The 18,419-nt window shown below is 44.0% G+C and carries 17 protein-coding genes, 1 tRNA gene and 1 CRISPR repeat array; of the genes, 12 read left to right on the top strand and 6 right to left on the bottom strand.

Annotation, left to right across the window (positions count from 1 at the left end; translation table 11 throughout):
- Positions 1 to 237 precede the first annotated feature (237 nt).
- On the bottom strand, positions 238 to 1,365 hold the full coding sequence (locus PN466_RS09100) for a DegT/DnrJ/EryC1/StrS family aminotransferase (RefSeq protein ID WP_271938896.1): 1,128 nt from the start codon (positions 1,363 to 1,365) through the stop codon (positions 238 to 240).
- 188 nt (positions 1,366 to 1,553) lie between these two features.
- On the opposite strand from PN466_RS09100, the gene PN466_RS09095 reads away from it, so the two are divergent.
- Positions 1,554 to 3,404, top strand: coding sequence for a TolC family protein (locus PN466_RS09095; RefSeq protein ID WP_271938894.1), 1,851 nt, complete (start codon positions 1,554 to 1,556; stop codon positions 3,402 to 3,404).
- Between the two features lie 93 nt (positions 3,405 to 3,497).
- On the opposite strand, the gene PN466_RS09090 is transcribed toward PN466_RS09095, so the two are convergent.
- Complete coding sequence (locus PN466_RS09090) at positions 3,498 to 3,836, bottom strand: hypothetical protein (RefSeq protein WP_271938893.1); 339 nt, start codon at positions 3,834 to 3,836, stop codon at positions 3,498 to 3,500.
- Between the two features lie 162 nt (positions 3,837 to 3,998).
- On the opposite strand from PN466_RS09090, the gene PN466_RS09085 reads away from it, so the two are divergent.
- From PN466_RS09085 to PN466_RS09065, 5 genes are all read left to right on the top strand, one after another.
- Positions 3,999 to 4,070, top strand: a tRNA-Gly gene (locus PN466_RS09085).
- A gap of 160 nt (positions 4,071 to 4,230) precedes the next feature.
- Positions 4,231 to 4,650: a hypothetical protein gene (locus tag PN466_RS09080; protein ID WP_271938892.1), complete on the top strand. Its 420-nt coding sequence runs from the start codon at positions 4,231 to 4,233 to the stop codon at positions 4,648 to 4,650.
- 20 nt (positions 4,651 to 4,670) lie between these two features.
- A complete protein-coding gene (locus PN466_RS09075) occupies positions 4,671 to 5,915 on the top strand; it encodes a glutamate-5-semialdehyde dehydrogenase (RefSeq protein WP_271938891.1) in 1,245 nt (414 codons plus the stop codon).
- 268 nt (positions 5,916 to 6,183) lie between these two features.
- Positions 6,184 to 6,877: a CRISPR direct-repeat array (repeat unit 37 nt; unit sequence GTTGAAATGAACATAAATCCCTATTAGGGATTGAAAC).
- 47 nt (positions 6,878 to 6,924) lie between these two features.
- The gene (locus PN466_RS09070; RefSeq protein WP_271938889.1) at positions 6,925 to 7,428 is read left to right on the top strand and encodes a GNAT family N-acetyltransferase; all 504 of its coding nucleotides are present in this window, start codon (positions 6,925 to 6,927) and stop codon (positions 7,426 to 7,428) included.
- A 1-nt stretch (position 7,429) separates the two neighbouring features.
- A complete protein-coding gene (locus PN466_RS09065; RefSeq protein WP_271938888.1) occupies positions 7,430 to 8,113 on the top strand; it encodes a phytanoyl-CoA dioxygenase family protein in 684 nt (227 codons plus the stop codon).
- Between the two features lie 80 nt (positions 8,114 to 8,193).
- On the opposite strand, the gene PN466_RS09060 is transcribed toward PN466_RS09065, so the two are convergent.
- The gene (locus PN466_RS09060) at positions 8,194 to 9,135 is read right to left on the bottom strand and encodes an aldo/keto reductase (RefSeq protein WP_271938898.1); all 942 of its coding nucleotides are present in this window, start codon (positions 9,133 to 9,135) and stop codon (positions 8,194 to 8,196) included.
- Positions 9,136 to 9,228: 93 nt separating this feature from the next.
- Between PN466_RS09060 and guaD the strand changes: the two genes are divergently transcribed.
- Positions 9,229 to 10,569 (top strand): guanine deaminase, encoded by a 1,341-nt coding sequence (guaD, locus tag PN466_RS09055; RefSeq protein ID WP_271938887.1) that lies wholly within the window; start codon positions 9,229 to 9,231, stop codon positions 10,567 to 10,569.
- 49 nt (positions 10,570 to 10,618) lie between these two features.
- Entirely contained in the window at positions 10,619 to 11,326 is a 708-nt protein-coding gene (locus PN466_RS09050; RefSeq protein ID WP_271938886.1) for a Uma2 family endonuclease, read from the top strand.
- A 26-nt stretch (positions 11,327 to 11,352) separates the two neighbouring features.
- On the opposite strand, the gene PN466_RS09045 is transcribed toward PN466_RS09050, so the two are convergent.
- Together PN466_RS09045 and PN466_RS09040 are read right to left on the bottom strand one after the other, a co-directional pair.
- Positions 11,353 to 11,538, bottom strand: a complete 186-nt coding sequence (locus PN466_RS09045) for a hypothetical protein (RefSeq protein WP_271938884.1) — start codon at positions 11,536 to 11,538, stop codon at positions 11,353 to 11,355.
- 145 nt (positions 11,539 to 11,683) lie between these two features.
- Entirely contained in the window at positions 11,684 to 11,923 is a 240-nt protein-coding gene (locus PN466_RS09040; RefSeq protein ID WP_271938882.1) for a heavy-metal-associated domain-containing protein, read from the bottom strand.
- Positions 11,924 to 12,143: 220 nt separating this feature from the next.
- Between PN466_RS09040 and PN466_RS09035 the strand changes: the two genes are divergently transcribed.
- Complete coding sequence (locus tag PN466_RS09035) at positions 12,144 to 12,767, top strand: hypothetical protein (RefSeq protein ID WP_271938880.1); 624 nt, start codon at positions 12,144 to 12,146, stop codon at positions 12,765 to 12,767.
- A 25-nt stretch (positions 12,768 to 12,792) separates the two neighbouring features.
- A complete protein-coding gene (locus PN466_RS09030) occupies positions 12,793 to 13,737 on the top strand; it encodes a nucleotidyl transferase AbiEii/AbiGii toxin family protein (RefSeq protein ID WP_271938879.1) in 945 nt (314 codons plus the stop codon).
- A gap of 12 nt (positions 13,738 to 13,749) precedes the next feature.
- On the opposite strand, the gene PN466_RS09025 is transcribed toward PN466_RS09030, so the two are convergent.
- Positions 13,750 to 14,508, bottom strand: a complete 759-nt coding sequence (locus PN466_RS09025) for a Uma2 family endonuclease (RefSeq protein WP_271938877.1) — start codon at positions 14,506 to 14,508, stop codon at positions 13,750 to 13,752.
- Between the two features lie 248 nt (positions 14,509 to 14,756).
- On the opposite strand from PN466_RS09025, the gene PN466_RS09020 reads away from it, so the two are divergent.
- A complete protein-coding gene (locus PN466_RS09020; RefSeq protein ID WP_278003038.1) occupies positions 14,757 to 15,800 on the top strand; it encodes an ATP-binding protein in 1,044 nt (347 codons plus the stop codon).
- Positions 15,793 to 18,396, top strand: a complete 2,604-nt coding sequence (locus PN466_RS09015; protein WP_271938874.1) for a S8 family peptidase — start codon at positions 15,793 to 15,795, stop codon at positions 18,394 to 18,396. Before PN466_RS09020 ends, PN466_RS09015 begins: the two co-directional genes overlap by 8 nt.
- The last annotated feature ends 23 nt before the right edge of the window (positions 18,397 to 18,419 follow it).

The following is an 18,419-nucleotide window of genomic DNA, read 5'->3' as shown; positions in this document are numbered from 1 at the left end:
CTTCCTTTATTGGATAGGAAGTGGAGTCCAGACGCTCTCACCGATTGAGAACAATTTCTCAGTTATAAGGGCTTGTGACCCCTATCAGCCCTACGTTTTGGTTTTTTTTATCCCTTTCCTTTTGGGCTGAACGAATCGCACTTTTCTTAACTATAGTACAAAAAACTTCAAACTATCTTATGTTTTTGTTAAGGAATGTAAAGAGGATGCCAGAGGCTTCCCCATAGCCAACTCTCCCTACAAAATGTTTTTTAGGCAATCGACCACCCGTTTTTGCTGTTCTAACGTTAATTCGGGGAACATGGGCAAAGATAAAACTTCTTGGCTCAGTTGCTCGGAGATCGCCAATTGATGGGGCTGATATCCTAAATCCTGATAAACCGGTTGCAGATGTAAAGGCAGAGGATAATAGACCGATGCGATCACCCCTTGCTCCCGTAAACGCAATTGAATGCGATTGCGATAGTCTGAATCTAGCTCTTGTCGGTCCTTAATCCGAATCGTGTATTGATTCCAAACTGACTCCCCACCCTCGATTTCTTGGGGCAGTACAATCCCTGAAACTGATGCCAATAATTCATGATAACGATAGGCAACTTCCCTACGGTGCTGATTCCATTGGGGCAGATACTTAAGCTTAATTTTTAAGATTGCTGCTTGTATTGCATCTAAACGGGAATTTACCCCGGTCACCTCATAAACATAGCCACTGCGCCGCCCATGATCGCGCAATAGATGCACCCGATCGGCGATCGCCAAATCCTGAGTCGTCAGCGCTCCGCCATCCCCGCAAGCGGCTAAATTCTTAGTCGGGTAAAAGCTAAAACAGCCGATATCCCCCCAACTGCCCACGGGAGAACCCGCCCAGGTTGCGCCAGCAGCTTGGGCACAATCTTCAATGACCTTAAGATTATGAGTTTTGGCGATCGCCATCAACCGAGTCATATTCACAGGTCGGCCAAACAAATGTACGGGAATAATGGCCTTAGTGTTCTCAGTAATCGCTGCCTCTACTTGGGACAGATCCAGATTAAACGACTCCTCCTCTACATCGACAAATACGGGAGTAGCCCCCACCATGGCGATCGTTTCGGCTGTGGCAATAAACGTAAACGGGGTCGTAATCACCTCATCTCCGGGCCCGACTCCCACTGCTCGCAGGGCTAAATACAAAGCATCCGTCCCCGAATTACAAGCCACACAGCAATTTACACCCACAGCTTGGGCCAACTGTTTTTCAAAGGACTCCACCACAGGGCCACCAATGTAGCGACCCGAAGGCAAAAGTTCTAGTACCGCTGCTTCCACCTCCGAGGCGATCGCTTGGTATTGCTGGGTTAAATCAACAGGGGGAATGTTGTTCACTCGCTTACACCACAGTTTGTAATCTTTACTTGAGATTCAATCTTATGTCGGTTTATCCTACCAGCAAATCTCTAGGGAATAGGGAAAACCGATTGCCAAGTTCCTAGGTAACCCAGTATCCTGCTTATGGAGTCTCTGCTTGAGCCAGGACATTTTTGATCTGGGATTGTGGATTGAACTGAGGAACTATGCCAACTTTGCGGAAATTTATTGGTGTGAGTGCGGGCGCTGCGATCGCCGTGATAAATCCTAGCGTCAATGCTGTGGTTTTCGCCAGCGATCTGCTCTTAGAAACGAGTCAACCTGAACCATCTTTTGAACCCCAGACCTCTCTGGAGAAGGAACAACCCGTCTCGTCACAACCTCCCCTAGAGGGAGAAGCAAAATCTACAGAAGATGAGGTCACAGGAGAGGAAACTCCCTTAACGCCATCTGAACCTTCTCCCGCTTCAGTATTGAGCAACCCAGAAGCTCCCTCAATTGGTGATAATGCGACCTGGCGCGATCGCCAGACGGTAGCTGATTCTCAATTAGAGGAAACCCTAAACCTTCTAGTTGACGAGCATTCCCAACAGCTCTCAGCAGAAGATAAGGCTTGGGTGAGTCGCCTACAAACGGCGTTAAGCTCCGATCCAACCCAAAATCCACTCCCAGAAACCTTAGTTTCTCCCCATGTTGCCCAAAGTCCGGAACTTGCACCCCTCTATCTCGATCCGAGTCCGAACCCTCTGTTATTTCCCACCGATCCGTCAGAAGTAGCTATTGAAGGGACTCAACCCTTAACGTTGAAACAGGCGATTGATTTAGCGCGGCGCAATAATATTGAGCTGCAACAAAGCAAGCTACAGTTAGAGCGATCGCAAGCTCAACTCAGACAAGCTTTAGCGGCTAACTTACCCACCTTGACCTTTCAATCTGGCCTGCAACGCTCTCAAAGCGCCAATAGCGAAATTAGCGCCCGTAATACGGACACAGCCCAGGGCGATCCCGATTCTCCGACGAACTCCTTAACAGGAACGGTAGAAGTGCGTTATAACCTGCTGACTTCTGGCTTACGTTCAGCCAACATTAAAGCAGCGGAAAAGCAAGTTCAATTTAATGCGCTTCAAGTCGAAGTGATTGAGGAACAAATCCGCCTCGATGTGGCGCAACAGTATTATCAGTTGCAAGCTTCGGCTGAACAATTACGGATTCGTCAACAGGCTCTCGTACAGGCTGAACGGAGTTTACGGGATGCCCAGGCTTTAGAAACGGCAGGTGTGGGAACTCGGTTTGCTGTGTTGCAAGCTCAAGTGCAAGTTGCGAACGAACAACAACGACTGACTGAGGCGATCGCGAGTTTAAGAACGGCTCGGCGTACCCTAGCCCAAATCTTGAATCTTCCCCAAACCCTGGATGTATCTGCTGCCGATCCGGTAGAAATCGTCGGTCGTTGGCAACTTTCCCTCGATGATAGTATTATCCTCGCCTATAAAAATCGCGCTGAGTTAGAACAACGTTTAATCGAGCGAGAACTTAATGAAGCCCAGCGCGATGCTCGGTTAGCTGGCTTAAAGCCCCAAGTCAGTTTATTTGCGAATTACAACGCTCTTAAGTTATGGTTTGATGACCCTCTGCTCTCCCAAGGTACTGGAGATGGCTATACTCTAGGAGCGCAACTCAACTGGACCCTCTACGATGGGGGACTATCAAGGGCCCAAGCTGATATTGAAGAAGCGGAAATAGAAATTGCTGAACAACAATTTGCCGATAACCGTAATCGTATCCGCTTAGAAGTTGAAGATGCCTATTTCCAATTAGTCTCTAGTTTTGACAATATCCAAACGTCTATTGTCGGTCTAGCCCAAGCAGAAGAAGCCCTACGACTGGCTAGACTCCGTTTTCAAGCTGGGGTAGGGACACAAACTGATGTCATTAATTCGGAAACTGACCTCACTCAAGCCCAGTTTAACCAGGTGCAAGCGATTGTAGGCTATAACCTAGCTGTCGCTCGTCTACAACGAGCCATTAGTAATCTACCGGCTGCCCCTACTCTCTAGTGGACGGTTGAATAGATTTCTTACATCAGTCAGGGAATAGGGAACACTTCTCCATTTTTCCATTTTAATGTGTTCTGCTATCCCCCTACTCCCCTATCCTTCTGAAAAGCGATGGACAATGCTTTCTGCTTGGCCAAGCCGATCAATGACCTGTTCTGAGTCAATCAGTCGCTTGAGAACGACTTGGCCGATGGTTTGGTTACTGGGAGCATCAGCCATGGGTTTAACCTCAACCATCAGTACAGCCTCTTCTACTCGATAAAGCCATAACGTTTGGTTATGCTCAACAATTCCCATATTGAGAGGCTCAATGTCTGGTTTTCTGCGCCAAACGACTTCATTCCAAATTCCTCCAAATTCCCAGACGCGGCCAATAATCCATCCATCTGATAAAAAAAAGTATTTTACAGACAAAGTTCGGGCACTCCACACAGATGTTCTTGATGATTCAAATAGCTTACAGCGCTTTGCGCAGTAATGGGATAATGGATAGTTTCTTTAAAAGATCTTGAATCGAATAGGACAAGCGATCGCCAAAAATCTTGGCTGACCTCTTGACAAGAGCCACATCTTTGTGTAAATTAGGAAAGTGATGCGGGTATAGCTCAGTGGTAGAGCGTCACCTTGCCAAGGTGAATGTCGCGCGTTCGAATCGCGTTACCCGCTTATAAAGTTTAATAGGAAGAGTTATTAGGTTTCGTTTTTGCAGCTAAACTAGATGGATAGTAAGCTTTGATTCAATAAACAGGGTTAGAGCCAATATTCTCTTCTCGCTGAATATCGAGAAGATCCTCAATTCATCTCAAATTCAGATTACGGGTGACTTGTGCAGTCCAAAAAAGCTCAAAAAATTGATTTGACCGCCCATGATTATCCTTGTCCTTGCCGTTGTCAAGGTCGTTTGCAGCCGATTTTGCTCACGGAAGCATTTGGATGCGATCGATGTCAGAAAATTTTTGCGGTTGAGGAAAATGGCTATGTGCTACAACAGGTGTCCACCAGTTCCCCCTACAAGAAAACTTGGTACTGGACAGGGAAGCAATGGATAGCCATTCATTCAGATTTAAAGGAATATTACTTACCTGTGGGGTTGTTGGTCATTTTAGTCTTACCCATTGTATGGTTATCCTTATATTTTCTTTTAGCGCCATCAGGGTCGAGTATCATGGTGTGGGTATTCATTCCCGTGATGTTGCTCCTGTTGCTGGCACTGATGAGATGGCTGGTGTATCGACGCTCTTCTTAATTGATGTAGATGACTGATTCATGACTTCATCCAATGACCTTTTAGAGGATGTGGGTGCTTCCCATGAAGCCTCTTTAATTTTAGCGAATACGTCCAGTACCCTCCGCGATCGCGCTCTGAAGATGATGGCAGAGGTTTTGGATGACTCTCTCGATCGAGTGTTAGAGGCGAATACTTTAGATTTAGAAACCTCTCGCGAGATGGCGGTTCCAGATCTGATTTTAGAATGGCTCAAGTTAACTCCAGAACGCATTCAAAATGTCGTTCAAATTTTACAAGGATTATCCGATTTTCCCGACCCATTACAAGAGGTCATGAATGCCTCCTATCAAGTGGAAGAGGTACAAACCTATTGCCAGCGAATGCCTTTGGGGGTGTTGGCTTTGGTGTATGAAGCGTTTCCAGAGTTAGGGGCGATCGCCGCTGGGTTAGGCTTGAAAACGGGGAATAGCTTGATTTTACGCGGGGGAAGTGAATCGTTCCAAACGAACTATGCGATCGCTGAAGCCTTACAAGTCGCCCTAGAAGAGGTGGGTTTACCGAAACATTCATTAATCTTGTTATCCTCAGAACAGGGCGCTCCCATTCGAGATGTGATTCGCCAAGATCGATATATTAATCTGATTATCCCCTATGGTCGGCCGTCATTGGTGGAACAGGTGGTGCGACAGGCAACTGTACCCGTCTTGCGATCGGCTATGGGGAATTGTTATTTATATTGGGGAAATTCCGGTAGCTTAGAAACGGTTCGTCATGTAATTATTGATTCCCACGCCAGCGAACCCGATCCAGTGAATGCGATTGAGAAAGTATTAATTGAACAAGGTCAAAGTTCCTCAGCCATCGCTTCTTTATGGAAATCTTTGAAGGAAAAAGGGTTTGAGTTGCGAGGCGATCCAGAATTAGCGGCTCAATATGAGGAGCTGAAACCGGCAGAACCAGAGGAATGGAACCAGGCATACTTAGAAAAAGTGGTGACGTTTAAGTTGGTCGAAGATTTGGATGGGGCAATCGCCTGGATGAACACCCACAGCAGCGGCCATGCAAACTGTTTAGTTACCCAATCCTATAACGAAAGTCGTAAATTTGCCCTAGGAATTAACAGTGCTTCACTCTATATCAATGCCAGTCCCCGATTTTATCGCTATCGTACCAGAGGCAATACCGTATTTTTAGGCATGTCTAATCAAAAAGGGGTACGCCGAGGTTTGATTAATTTAGAGGCTCTCACCACAGTTAAGTACATTATTCAAGGGAATACCTAATATCTTCTTTGCCTATTCCCCTAGTCTCCAATTCGACTAAAATCCGACGGTAGGGAGAGGTAAAAATTACCCCTGAGTCTCAAATGGCTGTATCATCTACCCCGTCTGCCTTATAGCAACTTTGAGTTTCGAGGTCGCGTCGGCCCAGATAGGACAAGGGTTTCAGCGATTTGGGCTTGCTTTTTGAGTGCCAGAGAGCTATCATAGGAGGCGAGCGTCGGAAATGTACCTTGGAAACTAAATACAGTAAGGGTCTGGAAAGCAAGCGGTTGAAATGAACATAAATCCCTATTAGGGATTGAAACTGGAGGATTTGGACTGGCATCGAGAAAAAGTACAGTTGAAATGAACATAAATCCCTATTAGGGATTGAAACTTACATTGCCTATTCTTTTGAGCAAGATGATGACTGTTGAAATGAACATAAATCCCTATTAGGGATTGAAACTATCTATGAGCCAGGTATTTCCGATGAAGAATGTTATAGTTGAAATGAACATAAATCCCTATTAGGGATTGAAACGTATATTTTCCTCCCAGATTGGCTAAGGAGTAACTGTTGAAATGAACATAAATCCCTATTAGGGATTGAAACTGCAGGAGGAAAATAGGGGAAGGACATGGTTGATAGAGTTGAAATGAACATAAATCCCTATTAGGGATTGAAACCTTGAGATTCGTTGATGTAGGTTTGAAGCCTACCGGTTGAAATGAACATAAATCCCTATTAGGGATTGAAACATGAAAAGTACTGACAACTATTAATACTGTACAAAGTTGAAATGAACATAAATCCCTATTAGGGATTGAAACATCATATTAAATTCACTCATGCCATTATTTCTGCTCAGGTTGAAATGAACATAAATCCCTATTAGGGATTGAAACGAAGATAGAAATCTAAATCAGTCTGCAAGCTTTGAGTGTTGAAACAAGCATAAATCCCTATTAGGGATTAAAACCCGTTTTACCCTACGATAGAGTGTGACTATCTGTTTCTCTTTTGTAAATGGCACAAAATGAATTGGTTCCAGGCTATCGGATTCGCGCTGGATGGGTGATGGAGCGCGACGTGCTGATTAGCTTTATGCACAAAACCTATGAGGAGTTATTTCCAGGGCAGGATTTTTCTCATTTAAATCAGGCGATCGAGTTACACTTTGCTCAGACGACTCCCCTCTGGTGGGTGGAGAAAGTCGAAGATCCGCAAATTTCCGATTTCCTCTCTTCGACTCCCCGCTCTCAACCCATTGGCTGTTTATGGATGGGGAAAGCGGTGGATCAAGTGAATGGACAGCACCATACCCATATTTTTCTCCTCTATATCTTACCGGAACATCGCCGCCAGGGACTGGGATCGGCATTGATGGAGCAAGCGGAAGCTTACGCTAAAGAGCGAGGAGAGCAGCAAATTAGTCTGCAAGTCTTTTGTCAGAATACACCAGCGATCGCCTTGTACGATAAGTTAGGCTTCCAAGCGCTGTCAACTTGGATGGTGAAAAAACTCAGTTAACATGACTTTTTCGTGTCAAGGCTATGAAATTTTAGAATCCTTGATTGGACAGCAGACGCTCGCTCCAATTGTGCAACAGCTAAATACTCTGCACCTCAAACCCACTCAAGGGGGACTACGCAATCTCCACCACCACCTGAGAACGGTTTTGGATCTGGTTTATTCCCCCAAGTTGCTGCGAAAAGCTCAAGACTATTTGGGGGATTCTCCCTCGGTGGTGCGCGTCCTGTTCTTCGATAAAACTCCCAGCAATAACTGGCTGGTTCCTTGGCATCAGGATAGGGCGATCGCGGTTTCTCATAAACAGGAAATTCCAGGTTGGGGGCCATGGAGCATTAAGGACACTATACCCCATGTTCACCCACCAGCAAATGTCCTCCATCAAATGGTCACGTTTCGCATTCATCTTGATGCTGCTGAACCTAAAAATGGCTGCTTGCGCGTGATACCAGGAAGCCATTTACAGGGAATTTTATCCGCAGCTCAAATCCAAGAAATTGTGCAAACCCAACCATCGGTTAATTGTACTGTGCAACCTGGATCGGTGATGGCGATGAAACCCCTAATTCTTCATGCTTCAAGTAAAGCCACCCATCCCACCCATCGCCGAGTGATTCAAGTTGAATATAGCAGCTATCGACTTCCTGAAGGGATGCATTGGGTGGGTTATAGCGCTTCCCGCTAGGGAATAGGGAATAGGGAATAGGGAATAGGGTCTAAGGTTTCAAACTGTACTCTGTACAACAGAGAATCCCTATAGTAAACCTAACTTAACCAGGGACGGGTAACTTCTTCTAAATCTTGCACATCTTCTGGTTTCAAGCTCCATCCTAGAGCACCTGCATTATCTTGGGCTTGCTTGGCACTTTTCGCCCCTGGAATCGGAATTACCTCTTGGCAAATCAGCCAATTCAATGCCACTTGAGAAGGCGTTTTCTTATATTGATCGGCAATTCGTTTTAAGCGCGAAATCACAGGAGCAATTTTGCGTAATCCTTCCCGACCAAATTCTGGACTAAGTTTTCTCGCTCCCACAGGTGTATTGACCGATGTATATTTACCGGTCAATAACCCTTGGGCAAGGGGACTATAAGCCAAAATTGTAATGCCTAACTCGCGGGCAGTATCTAGAATTCCATTGCTCTCTATTTTCCGACTCAGTAAGGAATACTTCACCTGATTGACAGCTAAGGGAATCCCTTTTTGAGCTAAAATATCATGAGCTTCCCGCATTTGTTTGGCGGAATAGTTGCTCACTCCTATGGTTTGAATTCTGCCCCGCGTCACTTCATTCGCTAAAGCATTGAGCAGAGTTTCTTGGCTCATCAAGAAGCTGACCGGTTGATGGATTTGATAGAGTTCAATAGAGTCCACTTGTAGCCGATTCAAACTATTAGTAATTGCCTCGGATACGGTTTCCGCTTTAAGTCGCCAAGGCACGGGGAAGTATTTCGTCGCTATTTGGGGCGATCGCCCAGTTTCTTTCATTAACCGACCAATTAAAGATTCCGACTCTCCCAAACCATACACTTCCGCCGTGTCGAAAAAACTGATTCCCCCATCTAGGGTTGCGTCAAATGCCTTTTTAATTTCCGCTTCGCCATAGGTATTGCCATAATCCCAAAACAGTTTATCACCCCAAGCCCATGTACCAATTCCCAAGGGCGTGACCCGAATATCCGTTTGACCCAGTTGCACCGTTTCCATGGCTAAATTTTTATGACTCAATACTTGTATATACTAGAATAATCTGACCCAAGTCAACAGACCTCCGAAAAATTACCGCAAATCATCTGCTCCATGTCTGCTAATTCTGCTACTTACTCAGCCTTCCGGGGTGCGATCGCTGATTTTATCCATAACCCTTTCCATTATCGGGAATCAGAAAGCGTGCGCTATTTTCCTGATGGTCTATTAATTTTAGAACAAGGTCAGATTAAAGCGGTTGGCGATTACCCAACTCTGCGCTCTCAATATCCCCATCTCCACATCACAGACTATTCCGGAAAACTGATTTTACCCGGCTTTATTGACCTCCATCTCCACTGTCCGCAAACGGAAATGATCGCTTCCTATGGAGAGCAGTTATTAGAATGGTTAGAAAAATATGTATTCCCTGTAGAGAAAAAGTTTCAAGATCCAGACTATGCTCAAACACTCTCTAATTTTTTCCTGGATGAACTGCTGCGCAATGGCACAACGACAGCCGTCATTTTAACTACTATTTTTCCTCAGTCTGTTGATGCGTTATTTACGGCGGCGAAAGAGCGACAGATGCGAATCATTGCCGGACAAATGCTCATGAGCCGAAATGCACCCGACTTTTTAGTTAATACGCCACAAACTGCCTATGAACAAACCCAAACTTTAATCCAAAAATGGCATCATCAGGATAGATTGCTTTATGCTGTAACACCCCGCTTTGCTCCTACTTCAACCCCAGAAGAATTAGAGCTAGCCGGCAGTTTTAGTGAATATCCAGACCTTTATATCCATACCCACTTATCTGAAAATATTAAAGAAATTGCCTGGATTAAGGAACTTTTTCCACAAGCATCCGATTACCTCAATGTTTATGAAGAATTCGGATTAGTCACAGAGCGATCGATTTTCGCTCATGGTATCCACCTGAGTGACTCTGAATTGCAACGCTTAAGTGAGCGTCAGAGCGCGATCGCTTTTTGTCCCACTTCTAACTTATTCCTCGGTAGCGGATTATTTAATTTAAACCAAACCCAAATCCAATCCCCTCCCATTCCCGTTGGGTTAGCCACCGATGTCGGCGCAGGAACCAGCTTTTCACTGCTCAAAACCATGGGAGATGCCTATAAAGTGATGCAACTGCAAGGACAAGCTCTTTCCCCCTTCCAAGCCTTTTACCTATCTACATTAGGTGCAGCGAAAGCCTTGCATTTAGAGGATAAAATCGGCAATTTTGAACCGGGGAAAGAAGCGGATTTTATCATCATTAATCCTGCCCCAACACCCTTAATGAAATTACGCAATCAGAACCAAATTCCGCCCGAAAATCTATCTGAATTAGTGGATCAACTATTTACTTTAATGATTTTAGGAGACGATCGCACGATTGAAGCCACCTATATCCTCGGTAACCTCTGGCAAAGTCTCGAACAACCCTAATCCGATCTGCTACTACTATAATTAAAACAATAAAATTCAGGACACTCAGATGACGACTGATTTGTTCCGCCAATCTCCTAAACCTGAGACTTCTATCCCTTGGCTCGAAAGTGGCGATCGCCTCTCGCGCCCAGAATTCGAGCGCCGCTATGCTGCGGCTCCCCATATTCGCAAAGCAGAACTCATTGAAGGAATTGTTTACGTGGCTTCTCCTCTACGCTTTCCATATCATGCTCAACCTCATAGCCGTTTAGCAACTTGTTTAGAAACTTATGCGGCATTTACTCCAGGGACATTATCGGGCATTGAACCCACTGTGCGCTTAGACTTGGATAATGATGTGCAACCGGATATTGTCCTCATGCGCGATCGCCAAGTCGGGGGAGGTGTAAGAGTAACCGAAGATGGCTATTTAGAAGGTGTACCGGAATTAGTGGTGGAAATTGCCGCTAGTAGTGCGGCGATCGACTTAGGCAATAAACAGCAAGTCTATCGCCGCAATGGAGTGGCAGAATATTTGGTTTGGCAATCTTTTGAACAGCGTTTAGACTGGTTTCATTTAGTCGCAGGAGAGTATCAACCCCTCGTCGCCGATAAACAAAACATTATTCGCTCCAAAGTGTTCCCAGGGTTATGGTTAGCCGTCGATGCCCTGAGAAATAATCAAATGATGGAGGTATTGCAAGTTTTGCAACAGGGTATCACTTCGGAGGAACATGCCAGGTTTGTAGAGCGGTTAACAATTGATTTGAGTTGAGCCGCTCTGTTAGGTCGGAGAGTATGTCAAAAGGGTAAGGTTCCACCATTCCATTGATGATTAGGATCGGGATAAAAAGTGACTCCGCCACCTTCGCTACCACCACAACGAATAGCTATTATCCAACCACCAGGGACTTTTGCACGCCATGCACCAAGTCCCCCTGTTGGTTGATTCTTACAGTCCAGTTTTTGCCAATAGAATTCTGCCATGTAATTTCTTCCTTAATATTCTGAAAAACGGGATAGATAATCTGGCGATCGCACAGAGCAGAAATACGATACCTTCAAAAGAAAGTCGTATAAAGTAGCTAGAGTTATGAGAGATCGAATGAAGATGCAAATTTTGTGAGGAGTATTAGGTCGTTGCTATATAGCCAGTGGGTTTGAGAGCATTGATCAGCATATCACTGGTTATATTTGCTTTTTCATCAATGGAAACAGCGATCTCCTTTTTGCCGACATTTACTTTTACTCTTACAACACCATTAACCTTTTGCAAAGCCTGTTTTACCGTATCAGCACACATCTGACAATGGAGATCGTCACACTTCAGTGCAATGTCGTTAGCTGGCTGTTTTTGAAAAAACCATTTCATGTTTGTCATTCATGAGCATAACTTCTAGTTGATTTTACTGCAACTTTTGCAACAGAGCATCGGTTCGGCTGAACCTACAGATTTTCTGAAGCATTTTAGGGAGCAATTCTGGGGCGATCGAGAATGTATTATAAATGTAATGTAAATCCTGGGTTTTATACTACAATTAAGATCGAGACTTTCAGTTCTCACTGACAAAACGATCGACGACTCACTATTCATGCAGTTTACTGGGCCATTTGAAACTCATATTACCGTTAGCGTGAAGAACTTAGATGAGGTCGAAAAACTTCGCCAATGGAGTGCCGATCGCACTCTCAAATGTCTTCACATCCTTTTAGATCGAGGAGTTACCCCATCCCAACCCATGTTAACCCGATGGGGTGAGGGACGTTTGACGGATGAACTGGAGCGGGTAAAAGAGCTGTGCCAGGTGCTACAAGCAGAGGGATTTTCTGTTGTTCGCATTAAAACGGAGGTGGCTGCCGATCATCCGGGTATTCCCCAGGATAAAAATGAAGCAATGGATCATACTGCTGATCGCTATTTTGAACATCACATTAAAGTATTAGTCCCACCGCTAACGTCTCTGAGTCCATTGAGAAAAACAGTTGAACCCCATTGTGCCCATCTTTCACGCAATGCATTAAAGACGTGTCAGGATGAGTCTCAGGAGCGATTTGTTACTCAACGGTGTTCAGGAGTAGGTCGTCGGGAAGCACAGAAACAACTGAAGCACCTGTTGCAGGCGATCGCCGCTCTCAACACCCCCATCATCGACATTGAACAGGAATTTGTCGTCTACGATAGCAATTTTGAACTCGATCGCGATTGGATTCACTGAATTTTGTAATTCCTTTGGAGATATTATGAACGGTTACCCCAATACCTATCCTACAAACACAGAAACCGATGCAAACCTGACACAGGCCAAAGTATTTGAGCCAGCATTAGCACACTTCATGAATGCTTTCCGTTTAGGTGACCCCATTTTTGCAGATTCACACCTGAAAAACCAGTGGTTCAAAGCACGTCGAGAAGTAATGAATCATCTGTTAGTTTGGATCAGTCGTTCGTCATGGAATCAACATTTAGTGTTGCGCGGTAGTCTTTTGCTCAAAGCTCGGCTAGGAGATGAAGCCAGGGAACCGGGAGATATGGATTTTGTATTTAGACCGGATAATATTAGTCCCGATCATCCCGTTGCCAAAGGTTTATTTGACGATTTAATTCAAATGGTTTCAGACAATCCTGAAGTTGGATCGGTAACTATCCAAGTTGACCAAATTCGTCGGGATGAAATTTGGACTTACGAACGGGCAGAAGGACGACGAATTGTGTTTCCTTGGCAAGCCGAGAATTTGCCAGGGGGAGTGGTACAAATCGATGTGACGTTTCGGGAAACGCTTTTAGATGAGCCGATCCAAACCTCTATGTCCTTGATTGAAGGCGATAATGCTTTAATTTGGTCAGCAAGTCCAGAACTGTCCTTAGCTTGGAAGTTACTGTGGTTAGAAACTGACCGCTATCCCCAAGGTAAAGACTTGTATGATGCCGTTTTATTAGCCGAACGAATCGAATTACCCTTCGATCTTCTGCATCAGGTATTGCAATCAAGTCCAGACTGGCAAGACTTTGCCCAGTATGAAGCAATTGATTGGCAAGCGAGGGTGTTCCCATCCGTATCAAGCTACGATTTAGATTGGGAAAATTTTATCCTAGAATATCCTTGGATTGAAGGAGAAGGAACCGATTGGCTGGCAAGACTTTCTAAAGCGTTAGCTCCCACATTTTCCGATGTGAAAATGGCTTGAATCTAGCGTTTTTTATGGCAGATAATCCTGCACAGTCTCTACCGATAAGGATAAGATTTTGGCGATCGCCTCTGCATCTAGTCCCATTGCTGCTAATGGGGCGATCGCCTGACGCTGGGCTTGTTCTAATTGTTGACTTCTGCCCCGTTCTCGTTGCAGTTGCTCGAACATTTCCTGGGAGCGATCGCGTTCTTGTTGCACTTGGGCGATCGCCTCCACATAGGTGGCAAACTGCTCACCCGTAGGACTATACAGTTCCAATTCTGCCCCTTCTGTTAGTACAAATCGCACGTTTAATAGAGGACTGACCCAATTTTTCATACTGGCAATGGGGAGCAACGTACCCTGTCCTTGACGCATCCATCCTTTGAGCTTGCGTCGCTCTCGGTCAAACAGATAATATTCTCTAACTCCGTAACGGTTATAAAAATCAAGCTTTTCCTCTTCTAACTCTTTGATTGTGTTACTCGGCAATGCTATTTCAAATACCACTTGAGGAGCAATGTTATCTTCTTGCCATTGTCGATAGGAACCGCGATCGCCTTTGGGTCTCCCGAATGCCACCATCACATCCGGAGCCACGCGAATTTTCTTATCTCCTTCTACGGGATACCAGAACAAATCTCCAGCAATAAACACATTGGGGTCATTAGCATACAGAGCATCTAGACCGCCTTGAATGGTGGTAATGTAGCGAAACTGAATCGTATTATCAGCCAAGGGTAACCCGTCGCTTTCTGGATACTCAATTTGGGGATGAACTGAAACCATGATAGAAGAATGGGGGACACGAAGGAAAGAGATAATCCTATCGTATAACAACAGTATTAGGGTTTCAGCTTATCCCAAACTCACGTAAATCAAGCTATAATTGAATAAAAAATCAATTCCACGACATCTGACGGAACTACGTTAAGACTAAACCAGAAAGTTCTCTTTTTGTGAAATTTTCTTAACATTTGAGCAGAGCGTCGGTATTGTAGGACTGAAGCCAACGGTTTTGGGTGACCCAGCACACAATGAAGGGAGAAGTGCTAAAACGTTTATTTCGTGCTGTTGCCAGTGAAGATTCACAGGCGACACAGAGTATGCTGTCGATTATCGTTGAAGAAGAGCGAAAACTAGGCCACACAAGACTTGCTGAACAGTTAGAAAGTATTATCCAAAAAGGCCCTCCTCCTTCTAAACCCAAAAATTCATCGACAGATGTTCATCGGGAAATTCCTACAACCTCAGACTATGTGCCCTTGAAACAACAGAATCTGCGATCGCTGACCCGATTATCGAGTAAACACCGATTTAACCATCCATTTATTGTCACAATAGCTCGTGAAGCACTGCGACATCATATGATCCTTTCAGAGATTGTAGAAAATCGGTTTCGCCGAATTGAAAGGGAATATGCTGCTCGCGAGCGTTTGGCTCATCATGGTTTGCGCTATCGTCAAAAAATTTTACTTTATGGCTCGCCAGGCTGTGGTAAAACTATGGGAGCCGAGCGTATTGCTTGGAACACTGGGTTAACATTGGTTAAAGTACGCTTTGATGCCATGGTCTCTTCCTACTTAGGAGAAACAGCCACTAGCTTACGTGAGGTATTTGAAATTACTGCTGCGTCTCCTTGCTTGCTATTTATCGATGAGTGCGATGCACTGGCTAAATCTCGTGAAGATAGCCAGGATGTTGGGGAGATTAAGCGAGTGGTTAATACCTTCCTTCAGTTACTTGATGAGTATGAAGCCTCCAATGGCTTACTGGTCGCTGCAACTAATCTAACTAAATTTTTGGATGAAGCGGTATGGCGGCGATTCGATGATGTAATTGAAGTTCCTAAACCAACGGAGTTAGAAATTGAAGCCATCCTTAAACAAACGCTTTACTCAGTATCGCTAGGTTCGATTAATTGGAGTTCAGTTGTACAAAAAATGAGCGACTTTTCAGCTGCCCAAGTTGTGAAGGTGGGACAAAATGCAGCTAAACGAGCCATCTTAGATCGAGAAGAGCTAGTTATTCAAGAACATCTAGAAGAGTCAATTCAAGAGATTTTAGTTTCTCATGTCTGATCGACCAAAGCAATATCCTCATCTTTCACTACGTCTAGTCCGAGAAGGAAAGGCGAAGCTTTCTGGTGGAGGCAAAAAATCTGATATTACGTTGAGAAATAAAGGTAATGCTGGAGGACATGGTAGAAAGCTAAAATCTTCGATTGATTTCATCACAACCCATTGGCAAGAAGAGCAGAAGAAACGTGAGCAAGAGGGCAAACCCAAACTACCAGACGCAGTTTCCTTTATCTTAGAAGTCGATCCTGATAGTTTTAATGCTGAAGATCTCAAAAGCTTTGGTATTGAAGTAGTTGCTGACTTAGAGCAAGGATATATCATTGGTGCATCAGCAGATACAGAGTTATCAGAACTGAGGAAAAAGATCGAGAATTTTCTTGACGCTAAGAGAGGTGGCGGCAAAGTTCCAGAAATTTGGGATATATTAGAGGGAACTAAACGTCCAGAATATATTCTTTCTGATAGTCTTCAAGCTGAGTGGGAGAATATTAGGGAGTATCAAGAGTATGTTGTAGATGTGGGTATTTCTTGTATCCATGTTAAAGAGCAATATTTAAGGTATCCAAATCGAAAACAAGATGAAAGTGATGAAGACTTTAATAAAAGGGAAATAAAGTGGCTAGAAAAGAACCATTTATCTGAACTCTTGTTCGATGATTTACAGTGGGATCGCGGAGAAAAACTTGATTCATTTATTAGTCATTACCATGGAGAGAGATTAGATACAATATTATTTCCAGACGGTTTTTCCTGCCGAATAAGAATTAGTGGAAAAGGATTAAAAGATCTTGTACTCAATTTCCCCTATATTTTTGATGTTACTGAACATGATGAACCGAGTTTTCCTCCAGTAATATCTAGTAATTCTGAATCCGATCCAAAAGTATTTACTCTAGAAGCACCCGATCAAAATGCACCTAAAGTCTGTGTGATTGATAGTGGTATTCAAGAACGCCATCCTCTACTAAAAGCTGCCATTAATTCCCATCATTCCAAGTCATGGGTTCCTAGAGAATTGGATACAACCGTTGATTATGTTCAATATGGTGGACATGGAACGAGAGTTGCTGGTGCAATTCTTTATCCTCGTGGAATACCTACAATGGATTACCAACAAGCCATATGCTGGCTTCAAAATGCCAGAATTCTCGATCGGGATAACCAGTTACCTAGAGATCTATTTCCTCCGAAAGTTTTAGAAGAAATTGTTGCATACTATTACGATCGGTTCAGCACTAGAATTTTTAATCACTCTATTGCCGCGATTCGTCCTTGCAGAACACAATCTATGTCTGCTTGGGCAGCAACAATAGATAAACTGACTTGGGAGAAACAAGGAGATATTCTATTTATAGTAGCAGCAGGCAACCTAAATTCTAAAACAGACTTTATAACCCGACCATCTATTGATTATCATCTTCAAAATGGACAATATTACCCAGATTATTTATTGGAAAAATCTGCAAGAATTGCTAATCCTGCTCAAAGTTTACAGGCTTTAACTGTTGGTTCAGTTTCTCATGTAACTTATAAAGATTCTAATTTGCAGTCCATGGCAGAAAAAGATCATCCTTCTGCTTTCTCTTGTACTGGGTTAGGAATTTGGGATACGATTCAACCTGAAGTTGTTGAATACGGTGGAGATTATGTTACTGACTCAGAAAATTCACCAAATTTTTCGACACCAGAAGATATTTGTCCTGAGCTAGTACGCTCAACTCGTAATGGAGGAAGACCTGTCAGTTCTGATGCTGTGGGGACTTCATTTGCAGTGCCAAAAGTCTCTCACATTGCTGCTACTCTCGCCGCAGAATTTCCTCAAGAGAGTGCTTTACTTTATCGTGCGTTAATTGTTCAATCAGCACGTTTACCGGACTGGACAAATGAATCAAAAGAAAAACTCTATCAAGGCATTCGGACAATGGGTTACGGTATCCCTAATCTCGATCGCGCTCTAGAGAATACTCCCAATCGTATAACATTAATCACTCAAGGGAATGAGAGGATTAGCGCTGGAGGAGTTAGAGTTTATCAAGTTCAGATTCCAGAGATGTTTCTAAGACCGGATGAAGACTTTGATTTTCTGGTTGAGATCACTTTGTCTTATGTGGCTGAACCTCGTCGAACTCGTCGGCATCGTCGCAAGTATTTATCGACTTGGTTAGATTGGAGATGTAGTAACCGAGGAGAAGATCCAGATGGGTTTCTTGCAAAAATTCTTAAAGAATATAAAGCTAGTGAGGATTCAGAAAAAGGTACAGATGGATTTCAGTGGACACTAGGAAGAAAGCAATTCAAACCTGATTCTCAGGGAAAGAAGAGACCGAAAGGAATTGATGGTATAGTTAAGGAAATATCAAGAAGTAATGGAACGATTCAGAAAGACTGGGCAAGAGTGAAGTCTTATGACTTACGTGAGGGATTCTGTATTGCTGTAGTTGGACATCAAGGTTGGAATAAGAATGAAGATGCGACTGTACCTTATTGTTTAGTAGTGAGCTTTGAAGCTGTGCAATCAGAAGTTGCGATTTATGAGGCTTTTGTTCAGGTTCAGCAATCTCTCCAGGTACAACAGAAAGTACAAGTCTCTGTTTGATCGTTATACTATTGTGAAGATCT

Source organism: Roseofilum reptotaenium CS-1145 (assembly GCF_028330985.1).
Lineage (GTDB): Bacteria > Cyanobacteriota > Cyanobacteriia > Cyanobacteriales > Desertifilaceae > Roseofilum > Roseofilum reptotaenium.
This window is presented reverse-complemented; position numbering and strand designations above follow the sequence as displayed.

Coding starts and splice junctions, on each gene's coding strand:
- PN466_RS09095 (WP_271938894.1), top strand. CDS start 1,554: ATGCCAACTTTGCGGAAATTTATTGGTGTGAGTGCGGGCGCTGCGATC.
- PN466_RS09075 (WP_271938891.1), top strand. CDS start 4,671: ATGACTTCATCCAATGACCTTTTAGAGGATGTGGGTGCTTCCCATGAA.
- PN466_RS09070 (WP_271938889.1), top strand. CDS start 6,925: ATGGCACAAAATGAATTGGTTCCAGGCTATCGGATTCGCGCTGGATGG.
- PN466_RS09065 (WP_271938888.1), top strand. CDS start 7,430: ATGACTTTTTCGTGTCAAGGCTATGAAATTTTAGAATCCTTGATTGGA.
- PN466_RS09060 (WP_271938898.1), bottom strand. CDS start 9,135: ATGGAAACGGTGCAACTGGGTCAAACGGATATTCGGGTCACGCCCTTG.
- guaD (WP_271938887.1), top strand. CDS start 9,229: ATGTCTGCTAATTCTGCTACTTACTCAGCCTTCCGGGGTGCGATCGCT.
- PN466_RS09050 (WP_271938886.1), top strand. CDS start 10,619: ATGACGACTGATTTGTTCCGCCAATCTCCTAAACCTGAGACTTCTATC.
- PN466_RS09045 (WP_271938884.1), bottom strand. CDS start 11,538: ATGGCAGAATTCTATTGGCAAAAACTGGACTGTAAGAATCAACCAACA.
- PN466_RS09040 (WP_271938882.1), bottom strand. CDS start 11,923: ATGAAATGGTTTTTTCAAAAACAGCCAGCTAACGACATTGCACTGAAG.
- PN466_RS09035 (WP_271938880.1), top strand. CDS start 12,144: ATGCAGTTTACTGGGCCATTTGAAACTCATATTACCGTTAGCGTGAAG.
- PN466_RS09030 (WP_271938879.1), top strand. CDS start 12,793: ATGAACGGTTACCCCAATACCTATCCTACAAACACAGAAACCGATGCA.
- PN466_RS09025 (WP_271938877.1), bottom strand. CDS start 14,508: ATGGTTTCAGTTCATCCCCAAATTGAGTATCCAGAAAGCGACGGGTTA.
- PN466_RS09020 (WP_278003038.1), top strand. CDS start 14,757: ATGAAGGGAGAAGTGCTAAAACGTTTATTTCGTGCTGTTGCCAGTGAA.
- PN466_RS09015 (WP_271938874.1), top strand. CDS start 15,793: ATGTCTGATCGACCAAAGCAATATCCTCATCTTTCACTACGTCTAGTC.